We start from the raw sequence: 13,926 nt of genomic DNA on the forward strand, positions 1-13,926 counted from the left end.
CGGCCGTCGACAGCACCCGGATCACGCGTGGACCATTTCAATCTTCAAGACGGCGTGCTGCACGCCGAAGCCGTCGCCATCCCCGACATCGTTGCCACGCATGGCACACCCTGCTTCATTTATTCCCGCGCCACGCTCACCCGCCACTACCGGGTGTTCGACGAGGCGCTGGGCGGCTTGGAGCATCTGGTTTGTTATGCGGTGAAGGCCAACAGCAACCTGGCCGTGCTCAACGTGCTGGCACGACTAGGCTCGGGTTTCGACATCGTGTCGGTCGGCGAGCTGGAACGGGTACTGGAAGCCGGCGGTGCGCCGGACAAGATCGTGTTCTCGGGCGTCGGCAAGACCGAGGCGGAGATGGCCCGCGCCCTGGACGTGGGCATCAAGTGCTTCAACGTCGAATCGCTCGCGGAACTGGAGCGGCTCAATGCCGTGGCCGCTGCCAAAGGCGTGCGCGCGCCGGTGTCACTACGCATCAATCCGGATGTCGATGCCGGTACACATCCGTACATTGCGACAGGCCTCAAGGACAACAAGTTCGGCATTGATATCGCGGAGGCCGACGCTGCCTTCGAACGCGCCCGCGACCTGCCCGCGCTGGACATTTTTGGCCTGGATTGTCACATCGGGTCACAGCTCACCACGCTCCCGCCGTTTCTCGATGCACTGGATCGCTTGCTGGTGCTGATCGACCGGCTCGCCGAACGCGATATTCAGATCCGGCATCTGGACCTGGGCGGCGGGCTGGGCATTCGCTACCAGGCGGAGGAGCCACCACTGCCCGCCGCTTACGCCGACGCGATCAAGCAAAAGCTGGGAGACCGCGGCCTGGAGATCCTCATCGAGCCCGGCCGTGCCATTGCCGGCAATGCGGGGGTGCTGGTGACACGCGTGGAATTTCTGAAGCAGCAGCCGGCCAAGCACTTCGCCATTGTCGATGCCGCCATGAATGACCTGATCCGGCCGACGCTCTACAACGCCTGGCAGAACATCGTGCCTGTGCAGCCGCGGGAGGATGTACCCGCGCAGCGCTACGACATTGTCGGCCCGGTCTGCGAGTCCGGCGACTGGCTGGGCCGCGACCGTGACCTGGCCATCGCGCCCGGCGATTTACTGGCGGTCCGCTCAGCCGGCGCTTATGGATTCACCATGAGCAGCAACTACAACTCACGCCCCCGGGCTGCCGAGGTCATGGTCGATTGCGAGACCGCCTACCTGGTCCGCGCCCGCGAATCGATTACGGATCTGTGGCGCGGCGAGACGGTGCTGCCGGCATGAGCCAACAGACACCGACCCTGTTTCTGCTCGACGGATCGAGCTGGCTGTACCGCGCCTTTCATGCCCTGCCGCCGCTGACCAATGCCCAGGGCCAGCCCACCGGAGCGGTATTCGGCATGGGCAACATGCTGCGCAAGCTGCTGGCCAGCGAGTCCCCCGAACATATCGCGGTGATTTTCGACCCCCGGGGCAAGACCTTTCGTCACGAGCTGGACGCGAATTACAAGGCGAACCGGCCGCCCGTCCCGCCCGATCTGTCCGATCAGTTCGAACCCATTCGCGAGATGGTGGACGGTCTCGGGCTGCCGATACTGCAAATCGATGGCGTCGAAGCCGATGACGTCATCGGCACGTTGGCGCGCCAGGCCGAGGCCGCCGGCTGGAACACGGTCATCGTGACCGGCGACAAGGACATGGCGCAGGTCGTCAGCGACCAGACGGTGCTCTACGACACCATGAAAGACCGGCGCATGGACCCGGCCGGCGTGGTGGAGAAATTCGGGGTGGGACCGGAACGCATCATCGACCTGCTGGCCCTGATGGGGGACAGCTCCGACAACATTCCCGGCATTCCCAAGGTGGGCCCCAAAACCGCGGCTAAATGGTTGAATGCCCACGGTGACCTCGACAGCATCATTGCGAATGCCGAGGCCATTGGCGGGAAGGTCGGCGAGTCACTGCGCGAGCACCTGGACCTGCTGCCCAAGTCACGCGAGCTCGCCACGATTCGCTGCGACGTGGAGCTGCCGCTACGCTTTGACCAGCTCAAACGTGGCCCCAGCCAACCGGAGGTGCTGCGGGAACTCTATGCCCGCATGGACTTCCACCGCTGGCTGGCCGAGCTCAACGACGCGGAGGCGCCCGCCGAGGCGACGCCCGAGGCGCCAGCCGAACCCGAACAGACCCATTACCACACCGTATTAACCCGCGAAGCACTGGACGCGCTCGTCGAGCGGCTCCAGGCCGCAGACCTGATCTGCCTGGACACCGAAACCGATGCGCTGGATGCCATTACCGGCGGACTCGTCGGTTTGTCCTTCGCCGTGGAGCCCGGCGAAGCCTGGTACGTGCCGGTTGCCCATGACTACATGGGCGCCCCCGAGCAATTGGATCGGGACGAGGTGCTCGATGCCCTGCGGCCCGTGCTGGAGGCTGAGCACCCGCCCAAGGTGGGCCAGCATCTGAAGTACGACATCAATGTGCTCGCCCACCATGGCCTACAGCTGGCCGGCGTGGACTTCGACACCATGCTGGAGTCCTACGTGCTGGACCCCACCGCAGGCCGGCACGATATGGACTCCATGGCCGAGCGCCTGCTGGGGTTGAAAACCACCAGCTTCAGCGACATTGCAGGCAAGGGCAAAAAGCAGCTCAGCTTTAATCAAATCGATTTGGAGCAGGCCACGCCCTATGCGGCCGAAGACGCGGACATCACGCTGCGCTTGCATCAGACCCTCTGGGGGCGACTCGCCGAGCAAGCATCTCAGCGCAAGGTCTTCGAAACGCTGGAGATTCCGCTGCTGCGAGTGCTCGCACGCATGGAGCGTCGCGGTGTGCTCATTGACGCCGGGCATCTGCAAACCATCACCAATGAGATGGCGGAGACCATGCGCCAGCTCGAACAATCGGCCTATGAGGCGGCCGAGGGCGAATTCAATCTGAATTCACCGGCCCAGCTCAAGGACATCCTGTTCGAACGACTTGGCTTGCCGGTCAAACGCAAGACGCCCAAGGGCCAGCCCTCCACCGCGGAAGACGTGCTGTCCGAACTGGCGGCCGAACATCCGCTGCCCCAGATGATTCTGGACTGGCGCGGCCTGGCCAAGCTGCGATCGACCTACACCGAGCGGCTTCCCGAACGCATCAACCCAATCACGGGCCGGGTCCATACGTCGTATCACCAGGCCGTCGCAGCCACGGGCCGGCTATCGTCTTCCGAGCCCAATCTGCAGAACATCCCGATCCGCAGCCAGGAAGGCCGGCGGATTCGCGAGGCATTCATCGCCCCGCCGAATCACCGGCTGGTGGCCATCGACTACTCGCAAATCGAACTGCGGCTCATGGCCCACTTCTCCGGCGACCGCTCGATGATCACGGCTTTTGTCGATGGCCGCGACATCCACCGCAATACCGCCGCCGAGGTTTGGGGCATGGCCCTGGACGCCGTCACCGATGAGCAGAGACGTGCCGCCAAGGCGATTAATTTTGGGCTGATCTACGGCATCTCCGCCTTTGGCTTGGCCCGCAATCTGGGCATTGGCCGGGACGAGGCCCAGTCACACATGAACGCCTTTTTCGACCGTTACCCCGGCGTGCGTGACTACATGGACCAGTGCAAGACCACGGCGGCTGAACAAGGCTATGTGGAAACCCTGGCGGGCCGCCGCCTGTACCTGCCGGACATCAAGGCCCGCAATCAGCAGGCGCGGCAGTACGCCGAACGCACCGCGATCAATGCCCCGCTGCAAGGCACGGCGGCCGATCTCATCAAGCAAGCCATGATTGACATCGACCAATGGCTGACCGATGAGCACCCGGATGTCCGCATGATCATGCAGGTCCATGACGAGCTGGTCTTCGAGATCCCCGAAGACCGGGCCGAGGAGATGGCACAGGCGCTGGCGCGACGCATGGAAGCCGTTGGGCAAGGGCTGGCCGTGCCGCTGGTGGCCGAGTTCGGCATCGGGAACAACTGGGACCAGGCGCACGGCTGAGGGGCGGCCGATCAGCGGTCGATCGAGACCGATAAACGGACCGGGCGAAACCCCAATTTAATCTTTTTATTCAAACACTTAGGTGATTCTCGGATTTTTTACCCGGAAATGAACTTCGCCCGTCACAGCCGGTCTTATTCCGTGAGCGCTTTCCCCGGCGCTCTCCGCCTCCACTCCCTGGGCGGAACAAGCAATCGGCTCCCCAGCCGATACTGCTTCCCCGGCGCGGTCGTCCCCGGACCCGCCGGGGATTTTTTTGTCTGCGATCCGGCGCTTGAGCAGCCGCTACACGCTTTGCGGTAGCAGCAAATCGATCACCGCGCGCTGAGCGGCATCCAGCCCCGTTCCCGTGCGGGCCGACACCAACTCCACGGTCGCCGCCCCTTCGATGGCCCGGATGACCTGCTGCTTGGCTGCACCCGCGGCCCCCTTCGATAGCTTGTCCGCCTTATTCAACAGAATGATGCATGGCAACGGCCGTGCGGCACACCATTGCAGCATCTGGATGTCGGTCTCCGTCAGCGGACGTCGCGCATCCATGATGATCACCAGCCCGACCAGGCTGTCGCGCCCCTGTAAATAGCCCTCGATCATGCGGTGCCAGTCACGGCGCAGCGAGGGTGGCGCCTTGGCAAACCCATAGCCCGGCAGATCAACCAGGCGCGCCTCGTCGCGCAGCGTGAAGAAATTGAGCAACTGGGTCCGACCCGGCGTCTTGCTGGTCCGTGCCAGCGACTTTTGCCGGGTTAGCCGGTTGATGACACTGGACTTGCCGGCATTCGACCGCCCGGCAAAGGCAACCTCGGGGCGATCTGGCGGCGGAGTCTGCCGCAAGGCGGCCGCCGAACACTCGAATTGGGCGCTGGCGAGCAGCCGCTGGGCGAACGCTGTTCTGTCGTCGTTCATCGGTACGGTACAATAGGACGATTCCCATGATATGACTTTTCGGCGCGCTCAGTTCGCCGCCTGCTGGAGCCGATGAACCCATGATCGACGTGTTGCGCACTTCTGCTGCCGCCCTGGCACTTGCCTTGGCCGGAACCGCCTTCGCGGCGGATGATCACCACTCCCTCGCCCAGGGCGATGCCAAGGCGGGCGCCGACAAGGCCGCCACCTGCGTGGCCTGCCACGGACCCGACGGCAACAGCGTCAACCCGGAGTGGCCCAAAATCGCCGGCCAGTCCGCCCGCTATCTCGAAGGCTCGCTCGCGGCCTATAAGAGCGGTGACCGCAAGAACGCCTTGATGGCTGGTCAGGCCATGAATCTGTCCGAACAGGACATGAAAGACCTGGCTGCACATTACGCTGCGCAGACCATGACGCCGGGCGCAGGATCTGAATCGTCGATCGAAGTGGCCGAGCCGCTATACCGCGGCGGCGACACCGAACGCGGCTTGCCGGCCTGTCTGGCCTGCCACGGCCCGGCGGGTGGCGGCAACGCAGCAGCAGGCTGGCCGGCAATTGGTGGGCAGCATGCAACCTACCTGGCCACCGCACTCAAGGCCTACCGCAGCGGGGAACGGAACGCCTCGGCCAGCGGTCAGATGATGACCGCCGTGGCGCAGGACCTGACGGACGCCGAGATCGAGGCGCTCGCTGGCTACATCGCCGGGCTCCAGTAAACCCAATAGGCTGAGACCATGCTCAAGCATCGCATCCGTGCGAGCGCTCTCGCGCTCGCAAGCTTCGCATTACTGCCCCTGGCCTGCAGCGCGCAGGACGGGCCGCTGCGCTACCAGGAAAACCAGCACTACAAACGCGTCAATCAGGCTGAATCGGTCAGCGACGCGGGAACGGTGCAAGTGGCCGAAGTGTTCTGGTACGGCTGTAGCCATTGCTATCGCTTCGACCCCATCGTGCATAAATGGGAAGCCGACATCCCGGCCGACGTCGAATTCGTGCGCATTCCCACCTCCCTGGGCCGCAAGCAGGCGCTGAATCACTCCCGCGCCTACTACACGGCGGAAGCCCTGGGCGTACTCGACAAGGTCCATCCGGCGCTGTTCAAGGCCATCCATCAGGATGGCAAATCGCTGTATTCAGTGGACCAGATTGCCGAGGTGTTCGAGGACCAGGGCGTCGACCGCAAGACCTTCGACAACACCTTCACCAGCTTTTCGGTTGAGAACAAGGTTCGGCGCGCCGAGAAACTGGTTCGCCAGTTTGGCGTCACCGGTGTTCCCGCCATCGTCGTCGATGGTGAATACATGACCAGCGCCCGTTATGCCGGCGGTTTCCAACAAATGCTGGATGTTGCCGACTTCCTGGTCGTCAAACAGCGCTAGCGAAAGACGCCAGCCCATGCCGGAATCGAAAAAGCCCGCTCGCTGCGGGCTTTTTCTTGTCTGGCCACCGAGTGGATGACCGTGGCCGGGCGTTGGCGATGCAGCGCAGCGGCCCGGACGACAGACTGCGCCGCCTCACAAGGCGAGGCCGCGCGAGCGACTAGCCAGCGGCCTCCTCGACGATCTCCCAGCGACCTTCCGAGGTCAGCCGCCAGTACTGCGCCTTCGTCGCCTCACGTAGCAGGTCATCGCTGATGTAATGCTGGCGAAACCGCGCCACGAACAGCAGCTCTTCGACGCCCGGATAACGGTAGAGCTCCAGGTCATTGATCTCGACCTGAACAAAACTGCGCGCCTGATTCACGCGCCGCTTATGGTCAACAAACGCCGCGCGACTCATGCCATCTGCCGTGAAATCCTCGGCGTAGTGCGACAGGTAGGCGTCGGTATCCAGCGATTCCCAGTCACGCCGCCAGGTCATGATTTGATTGCGCAGCGAGGCGGCCAACAGGTCAGAGTCGGACTCCCGCACCCACTGGACCGCGTCGACCAGCACCACCGGGGTCACGCCGGGCTCGATGAATGGGCCCAAACCTTTGAAATCGATATTGGGCAAGGCCACACAGCCCTCGCTGGCCAGCGGGACTCGACTGTAGGTATCACTGGGCACGCCATGCACCCAAATGCCGTAACCCGTGCGCCCCAGCCGCCGATCCCAGGCGTTGGGGTAATTCACCGGATAGGCACCCGCCCCGTACAAATCGGGCAGCTTGGCACCATCCAGATGTTCGGTCACATGGTAAATCCCCACGGGCGTCCGCCCATCGCCTTCCACCTGCTTGCCGATACCCCCCCGGCCGATGGAGGCGTAGTGGTCGCGCACCATGCGAAAACCTTCCGGCGTATTTTCGAGCACGTAGAGTCGCGATGCCGCAAGGTCCACCACCACGACATAGCGGTGACGTGGCGGCAGCGACAGCACGGACTGGGGCACAAGCCCCTGAAGACCACGCCCGAGTCGGTGGGCCCAACGACGTTGCGCCTCGCTGCTGAGGCTGGCAATCGTCTGGCCGGCTGCGTCGGACAAGACCTGCGGCGGCCGCCCGGAACGAGCATCCAGCAGGCTGGCGTACAGGTACTGCGCCAGACGAAAGTCGGGCTGCTGGCGCGTCAGCAAGCTCAGATTGGCCAGCGCGGCATCGGCCCGGCCCGCATTGAGGTGATCCAGCGCCACCAGCAAATGCGCCTCGGGCGCCGTCGCCGGCATGAGCAGGCCCGGATTAGCCCCGGCAGCCCCCGAAACCAGCAAACTCAGGGAAAAGAAAAACCGTTTCACAGCTCGGCAACAACAGCCTCGCGGTAGATTTTCCACTCACCGTTCGCGGGCCGCATGATCAGGCGCTTGCGCACCCGGTCACTATAGCTATCCGACTCGTAGATCTGGATGAAGGTGACGCTGGCCTCCTCAGCACTCACGACCTCGACACTGGGCTCGACCAGACGCACCTTGATGCTGTCCGGCGCCGAGACACGGGCCCGGCGCACACGGGCCCATTGCGCGCGTGTGCTGCCGTCTTCCGGGTCGAACTCGGGATGATAGGCATCGAGATAACCATCCACATTCTGGTTCGACCAGGCACTGGCCCAGCCAAACAAGGTGCGTGTGACCCCATCTGAAATCGCGTTATCGGCGGCCGCGACCGGCGCAGGCTCGGGCGTTTGCACCGGCGTGGGCGTGGTTACGGGCGTGGGGGCCGGCGTCGGCGCCGCCGTCTGCTCAACCGCAGAGGGCACTTCAGCGGCCGCAACCTCGGTCGTCGGCGTAGTGCCTTCCATCTGGTTCAACAGATTCAGCTTCACGCGAATCGCGTCATTGTCGCGATCCAGCACCAACGCACGGTTATATGCCGCGGTCGCCAGCGCCGTGTACACGTCACCCAGGTTCTCGTGCGCGGTGGAATAGCTGGGGTGCGTGGACAGCGCCGCCTCGAGCGCATCGCGCGCCCGTTCGTAGTCCCCGCGCTGGGCGTACAGCACCGCCAGGTTGTTGTACGGCTCGGGCAACTGCGGAAAATCGCGGGTCAGATCGGCGAATACCTGGATGGCCTCATCCGTGCGCTGCATGCGCACCAACACCAGACCGCGGGAGAACCGGGCTTCGGCATCCTGCGGATTGGCCTTGAGGTGGCGATCAAGAATGCCAAGCGCCTGCGCATAGCGGCCTTCGTTAATCGCCTGTCGAGCGTCGGCCATATTGGCCGCAGCGGGGTACGAGAACAGCGTGCCGGCCGCCACCAGCAGACCCGCGAGCAGGTGTCGTTTACGTGTGGGGAACATGCCGAAAAACCTTCAGAGGAAGAGGCGAAAACCCTGGAATGCTGAAATGATAACAACAAGCTCATTGGTTGAGCAGGTCGCCGGGCCTACAATGCGGGTTATTGCAACCAATGCAGCGACCATTCGCCATACGGGGAGTACGGGGTGCAGAGACTGTCTTTTCTGATTGAAGCAGGTGGGCCGGTGATTCTGGTGCTCATCCTGCTCTCCGTGCTGTCGCTGACGATCGCGCTGGTCAAGATCTGGCAGTTTGTGCGCCTGCGCGTGGGCGATCAGCAATTCGTGACGCCCGCCATCAACCTCTGGATGCGCGGCCGCCACGACGAGGCCATCGCCATGGTTGACGGCCACCCCAGTCCGATTGCCCGCGTCATCGAATGCGCCATGAGTTCACATGGCCGCAGCCAGGACGCGCGCGCAGCGGAGGTTGCGCGTGTGGCATCCGAAGAGCTGGAAGGCCTGCGCGCGTTCCTGCGCCCGCTGGAGGTGGTTGCCTATCTCAGTCCGTTATTGGGCCTGCTCGGCACGGTGATCGGCATGATCCGCGCGTTTCGCGAACTCGAACAAGCCGGCGCGCGGATTGACCCCTCGTTGTTGTCCGGTGGCATCTGGGAGGCATTGCTGACGACAGCGGCCGGCCTGATCGTCGCCATACCCGCGGTCATCTTGCTGCAGTGGTTCGACCGGCGGATCGAGCGGATCAGCCATCGTATGCGCGATGCAGCCACGCGGTTGCTCTATGCGCCCGAGGCCTGACCAGCTCCTCACCCTGACGCACTGGCTGGTCGCAGCTGGGATAGCCGGCGCCGCGCATCTGGCGGTATTCCTGCCCACGGCGGGCAACTCGTTGGTTGACCACGTGGAGCCACAGGACGCCGGGGTGACGCTGGACCTGCGGGTCGCCGCGCCAGCAACCCCGGCCGCCCCGCCCGCCAAGCGCCCCCCGCAAGAGGCCAGACCCACGTTGCCCGCGACGGCCGCACACCGCCCCCAGCGGCTCAGCCGCCCATCGGCCACATCGGCCACATCGGCCACATCGGCCACATCGGCCACATCGGCCACATCGGCCACATCGGCCACATCGGCCACATCGGCCACATCGGCCACATCGGCCACATCGGCCACATCGGCCACATCGGCCACATCGGCCACATCGGCGGCATCGGCGGCATCGGCGGCATCGGCGGCATCGGCGGCATCGGCGGCATCGGCGGCATCGGCGGCCGGCCGCCGGACGCAGGACGACTACTTCACGATTTTGCAGCAGTGGCTGGCGCAGTTCCGGACTTATCCTGACGCTGCGAAGCACCAGGGCTGGGAAGGCGTGGTGGAACTGAGCTTTTCCATCGACAGCAGGGGCAGCATTCGCGGAGCCACCATGACCCGCTCATCGGGTGTTGCTTTACTCGACAATGCCGCGTTCGAGTTGCTCGATCGGGCCTCGCCCTTACCCCCGCCCCCCGCGGACGAGGCGCCATTGCGCGTGACCGTGCCGGTCGCCTATCGCCTGGGCGTGCCTGAATAGGGGCACCTGCTTCAATAAATGGGCGCAGCGCCCTCCGGACGCTTTTTGAACCGCCGATGCATCCAGAAGTACTGCTCCGGGCATCGCCGAATAGCGGTTTCCAGCGACGCGGTGATGCGTTGCGTATCCGCCAGCACATCTTCGCCAGGAAAGTCAGCCAGCGGCGGCTCGAAGATTATCCGGTACCGATGGCCGGGCAGACGCTCGGGATAAAACGGAACCACCTGGGCGCGGCCCATTTCCGCAAGCCTTGACGTCGCGGTCAGCGTCAGCGTCGGCACCCCGAAGAAGGGCACAAACGCGCTGTTGCGGTGGCTCAGAGTCTGGTCCGGCCCGTACCAGACCGCGCCGCCCCGGCGCAGCGTCTTGACGAGCGCCCTGAGATCACGTCGCGGCACGGAGGGCCGACAGGACCGCGCTTCCCGTGCCCGGGTCGTGACGACATCCCAGAACAGGTTGTCCAGCGGACGGTACATGGCGTGAAAGGGGCGCTGCATCGCCACGAATCGTGCGGCCAGTTCCAGGGTCGTGAAATGCCCGGTCAACAGAATGACACCACCCTGCTCCAGCGCACGATCCAGGTGGTCCAGACCAATAACCTCGCCCCGCGATGCCAGCTTGCGGTCGGACCCCCACCAGGCCAGCGAGGCCTCGACCAGCCCCCGCCCCATTGCCTGAAAATGCGCCCTGGCCATGTCGGCGCGCGCATCGGCAGCCATATCCGGAAAGCATACGCGCAAGTTGGTCTCGACCACATGTCGCCGAGAGGCTGACAGCCACCGGAACAGGTCACCGATGCGCGTGCCAATCCACATCAGCACCGGATAGGGCAGCAAGAGGCACAGGCGTAACAGGCCGTAGATCAACCAGTCGACCCAGTACCGGGGGTGCGCCGGCGCGGAGCGATTAGCAAGCCGCTTCATCGCGCCACCCGCCGGGGCTGACTGGGGCTAGGCCGGGGATTCGCGCACAATGCGCAGCTGTCAAATCAGCGTCGCCGACTCCAGCGCATGGGGAGGCAACGCCCCCACGAACCTGTTCACGGGACGACGCATGTCGGTCACGATTCGCGAAGCACGCTTCCAAGATCATCACCACCACATTTTATATGACCCAGCCTTGCTGCCCGAACCGTCGGCCGCCTGCTTCGACCCCGATGATTGGCTGCAGCAAGCGGCCTGCACACCGGTGGGCGCTGGCCGCGGTACGGCGTGGTTCGTCGGCCCGCAGCCCCATGCATGGGTGTTGCGACGCTATCGCCGTGGCGGGTTGCCCGGCAAGCTCATTCGTGATCACTACTGGCATAGCAGTCTGGCGCTGAGCCGCCCCTGGCGAGAGTTCCGAATTTCTGCACGGCTGTACGCACTGGGCCTGCCCGTCCCTCGCCCCGTCGCCGCATGCCTGACGCGGCATGGACTCACCGATACCGGCGCGCTGATCACCTGCCGAATACCCGATGCCCAGAGCCTGGGCGAACGCATGCTGGCAGGCGGGCTCACACCGAGCGACTGGCAGGCCGTCGGTCAGACCATCGCGCGCCTGCATCGCGAGCAAGTCTGGCATGCGGATTTGAATGTTCATAACCTGCTCTGCGATCCGCAGGACATCTGGCACATCATTGATCTGGACCGCGCGCGATTTCGTCGCGGCCACTTCTGGAGAGCCGGCAATCTGCAACGGCTCAGACGCTCGGTCGACAAGCTCCGCAAGCAGGCGCCTGATGCCGGCTTCACCGAGAACGACTGGGCCGCGCTCATCCACGGCCACACGGAGGCACTGTGAGCCGGCCACGCATGGAGGTGGTCTACACCACGCTGGCCCGGTGGTCCTATACCGCGTTGTTTTATCTGTCGGTGCCGCTGCTGCTGCTCAACCTGCTCAATCGAAGCCGACGCCAGCCGGCGTATCGCCAGCGATTGGCCGAGCGCTTTGGCTGGTGCACGCGAGCCCAGACCCCCACACCCGTCTGGTTACACGCCGTTTCGGTCGGAGAAGTCGAGGCCGCCGCCCCGCTGATCCGGCAGCTAATCGGCCGCTACAACAATGTACCGCCGCTGGTGACCTGCGGCACGCCGACCGGTTCGGAGCGGATTCGTCAGCTCTTTGGCGATCAGGTTCGACATTGCTATCTACCCTTCGACCTACCAACCAGCGTAGATCGCTTCCTGGCCCGCAACCGACCGGAGCGCGCGGTCATCGTGGAGGCTGAGCTCTGGCCCAACCTGTACGCCGCCTGCCACCGGCGCGGTGTGCCGCTGGTTCTCGTCAACGGTCGCATGTCACCGGGCTCGTTTCGAAACTGGAGCCGCGTGCCGCGACTGGCGCGGGTGATGCTGGGACGCATCACGGCCGTTCTCGCCCAGCATGGCGATGATGCCAAACGCTTTGTCGCCCTTGGTGCACCGGCCGGCCGGGTACAGGCTTCAGGCAACATCAAGTTCGACAAGGAACTGCCGGAGAACCTCTCCCAGCGCACCGCCGACCTACGCAGGGCCCTGGCCTGGCCAGACCCCACCCCACCCACATGGATCGGTGCCAGCGTCCACCCCGGAGAATGGCCGGTGCTGCTGGACGCGTTCCAGCGCCTGCGAGCGGATTGGCCAACGGCGAGACTCATTCTGGTTCCGCGCCACCCGGAACGGTTCGATGCGGCGCGGGCCGCCGCCGAAGACGCCGGCTGGCGGGTTCGGTTGCGCTCGGAGGCCGATGGCCCCAAGGATTACGACGTGCTGATCGGCGACACCATGGGTGAATTGCTGGTGTTGCTCGGCCTGGCCAGCGTTGCCTTTGTCGGTGGCAGCCTGGTCCCTGTCGGGGGGCATAACGTGCTGGAACCCGCCGCGCTAGGCATGCCGGTGCTATTCGGTCCGCACCGGGACAGCTTCCGCGCCGCCGGCGATGCACTGGTGGCCTCCGACGGTGGCTGGGAAGTCGAGGATGCGCACGCGATCGTCCGTCACGTCCACCGCCTGTGGAGCGAGCCGCAGGCCTTGCAGGCCACCGGCGAGGCCGCCCGTTCGGTGGTCACGCGCAACCGGGGCGCCGTGGCGCGCGTGATCCAGGCACTGGATGCCATCGCCGCGCCCTCCGCTGTGAAAGACTAACGCCGGGCCAGCACCCAATCCTCACGCAAGGCGGCTTGCAAAGACTGCAAGGCCTGTGCGGTCGCATCGGCCTCAGCACGTCGGCGCAGCCGTGCATCGCCCCAGGTCTTGGCATCAACGCCCAGCTCCGAAGATACCTGCCGGGCGTCGGTCACTTGTCCTGAAGCCAGGTCGATGACAGCCATGTCGATATATGTCAGCAGGGTTTGCGCTGACAGGTAGACATCTCGCGCCCCGGTCGCCGTGCCAACACGGACGAGTCCTGGCGCATCTGCAGGCTGAAAATGCCGATCCAGCGACAGCAGTACGACCGTATCCACGCCAAACAGCTGTCCTGTTTTGCGCAGATTGGCCAGCCCACGCCCGGCCTTGAGGTAACTGTCATCGATGGGCCGCACAGAGACGCCGGGACGGGCCTTGTCCAGCGCGGCCCGTACCGCCGCAATCATGCCCAGGCGCGTGGACTCATCCTGTGCGCCAATGGCCTCGCTCGGGACGACGCCCACGCCTACGCGCAGCGCGGCCTCGCGCCCCCCTTCATCCAGCGGAGACTGCGTGAAGTAACCCGCCAGCCGGGTATCGATCTGTGCCACAGGCTCCGGTGTGGATGCACAACCGCCCATGGCCAGCACCAGGAATAAGACGCCCAGCTTTCCGCGAATCACAATACGCACTCCCCAAGG

At 64.6% G+C, this 13,926-nt stretch carries 13 protein-coding genes; 8 read left to right on the forward strand and 5 right to left on the reverse strand.

Annotated features, from left to right (window positions below; genetic code table 11):
• Positions 1-27 precede the first annotated feature (27 nt).
• Both lysA and polA read left to right on the forward strand, forming a co-directional pair.
• The gene (gene lysA, locus DEH80_RS08915) at positions 28-1,278 is read left to right on the forward strand and encodes a diaminopimelate decarboxylase (protein WP_109720154.1); all 1,251 of its coding nucleotides are present in this window, start codon (positions 28-30) and stop codon (positions 1,276-1,278) included.
• Entirely contained in the window at positions 1,275-3,992 is a 2,718-nt protein-coding gene (polA, locus tag DEH80_RS08920) for a DNA polymerase I (protein WP_109720340.1), read from the forward strand. Before lysA ends, polA begins: the two co-directional genes overlap by 4 nt.
• 285 nt (positions 3,993-4,277) lie before the next feature.
• Here the strand turns inward: polA and yihA are convergent, their stop codons facing one another.
• Positions 4,278-4,898, reverse strand: a complete 621-nt coding sequence (gene yihA / locus DEH80_RS08925) for a ribosome biogenesis GTP-binding protein YihA/YsxC (protein ID WP_109720155.1) — start codon at positions 4,896-4,898, stop codon at positions 4,278-4,280.
• A gap of 80 nt (positions 4,899-4,978) precedes the next feature.
• Between yihA and DEH80_RS08930 the strand changes: the two genes are divergently transcribed.
• Both DEH80_RS08930 and DEH80_RS08935 read left to right on the forward strand, forming a co-directional pair.
• Positions 4,979-5,614: a c-type cytochrome gene (locus DEH80_RS08930; RefSeq protein WP_109720156.1), complete on the forward strand. Its 636-nt coding sequence runs from the start codon at positions 4,979-4,981 to the stop codon at positions 5,612-5,614.
• An 18-nt stretch (positions 5,615-5,632) separates the two neighbouring features.
• A complete protein-coding gene (locus tag DEH80_RS08935; RefSeq protein WP_109720157.1) occupies positions 5,633-6,277 on the forward strand; it encodes a thiol:disulfide interchange protein DsbA/DsbL in 645 nt (214 codons plus the stop codon).
• Between the two features lie 160 nt (positions 6,278-6,437).
• Here DEH80_RS08935 and DEH80_RS08940 read toward each other — a convergent pair whose 3' ends face one another.
• Both DEH80_RS08940 and DEH80_RS08945 read right to left on the reverse strand, forming a co-directional pair.
• Complete coding sequence (locus DEH80_RS08940; RefSeq protein WP_109720158.1) at positions 6,438-7,613, reverse strand: L,D-transpeptidase family protein; 1,176 nt, start codon at positions 7,611-7,613, stop codon at positions 6,438-6,440.
• Positions 7,610-8,614, reverse strand: a complete 1,005-nt coding sequence (locus DEH80_RS08945; RefSeq protein WP_109720159.1) for a tetratricopeptide repeat protein — start codon at positions 8,612-8,614, stop codon at positions 7,610-7,612. The genes DEH80_RS08940 and DEH80_RS08945 overlap by 4 nt, the downstream gene beginning before the upstream one ends.
• A gap of 144 nt (positions 8,615-8,758) precedes the next feature.
• On the opposite strand from DEH80_RS08945, the gene DEH80_RS08950 reads away from it, so the two are divergent.
• Positions 8,759-9,370 carry a MotA/TolQ/ExbB proton channel family protein gene (locus tag DEH80_RS08950; protein ID WP_109720160.1) on the forward strand — a complete coding sequence of 204 codons (612 nt, stop codon included), beginning with the start codon at positions 8,759-8,761 and terminating at the stop codon, positions 9,368-9,370.
• Entirely contained in the window at positions 9,354-10,139 is a 786-nt protein-coding gene (locus tag DEH80_RS08955) for an energy transducer TonB family protein (protein ID WP_165831385.1), read from the forward strand. Before DEH80_RS08950 ends, DEH80_RS08955 begins: the two co-directional genes overlap by 17 nt.
• 11 nt (positions 10,140-10,150) lie before the next feature.
• Here DEH80_RS08955 and lpxL read toward each other — a convergent pair whose 3' ends face one another.
• On the reverse strand, positions 10,151-11,062 hold the full coding sequence (lpxL, locus tag DEH80_RS08960; protein WP_109720162.1) for an LpxL/LpxP family Kdo(2)-lipid IV(A) lauroyl/palmitoleoyl acyltransferase: 912 nt from the start codon (positions 11,060-11,062) through the stop codon (positions 10,151-10,153).
• A 49-nt stretch (positions 11,063-11,111) separates the two neighbouring features.
• Here lpxL and DEH80_RS08965 point away from each other — a divergent pair, with 49 nt between their 5' ends.
• Both DEH80_RS08965 and waaA read left to right on the forward strand, forming a co-directional pair.
• Positions 11,112-11,921: a 3-deoxy-D-manno-octulosonic acid kinase gene (locus tag DEH80_RS08965; protein ID WP_109720163.1), complete on the forward strand. Its 810-nt coding sequence runs from the start codon at positions 11,112-11,114 to the stop codon at positions 11,919-11,921.
• Positions 11,918-13,243 (forward strand): lipid IV(A) 3-deoxy-D-manno-octulosonic acid transferase, encoded by a 1,326-nt coding sequence (gene waaA / locus DEH80_RS08970; RefSeq protein ID WP_133249186.1) that lies wholly within the window; start codon positions 11,918-11,920, stop codon positions 13,241-13,243. The genes DEH80_RS08965 and waaA overlap by 4 nt, the downstream gene beginning before the upstream one ends.
• On the opposite strand, the gene DEH80_RS08975 is transcribed toward waaA, so the two are convergent.
• The gene (locus DEH80_RS08975) at positions 13,240-13,908 is read right to left on the reverse strand and encodes a hypothetical protein (RefSeq protein WP_133249187.1); all 669 of its coding nucleotides are present in this window, start codon (positions 13,906-13,908) and stop codon (positions 13,240-13,242) included. The two genes, waaA and DEH80_RS08975, sit on opposite strands and share 4 nt — an antisense overlap.
• Between the last annotated feature and the right edge of the window lie 18 nt (positions 13,909-13,926).

The organism is Abyssibacter profundi (assembly GCF_003151135.1).
Classification (GTDB): Bacteria; Pseudomonadota; Gammaproteobacteria; order Nevskiales; family OUC007; genus Abyssibacter; species Abyssibacter profundi.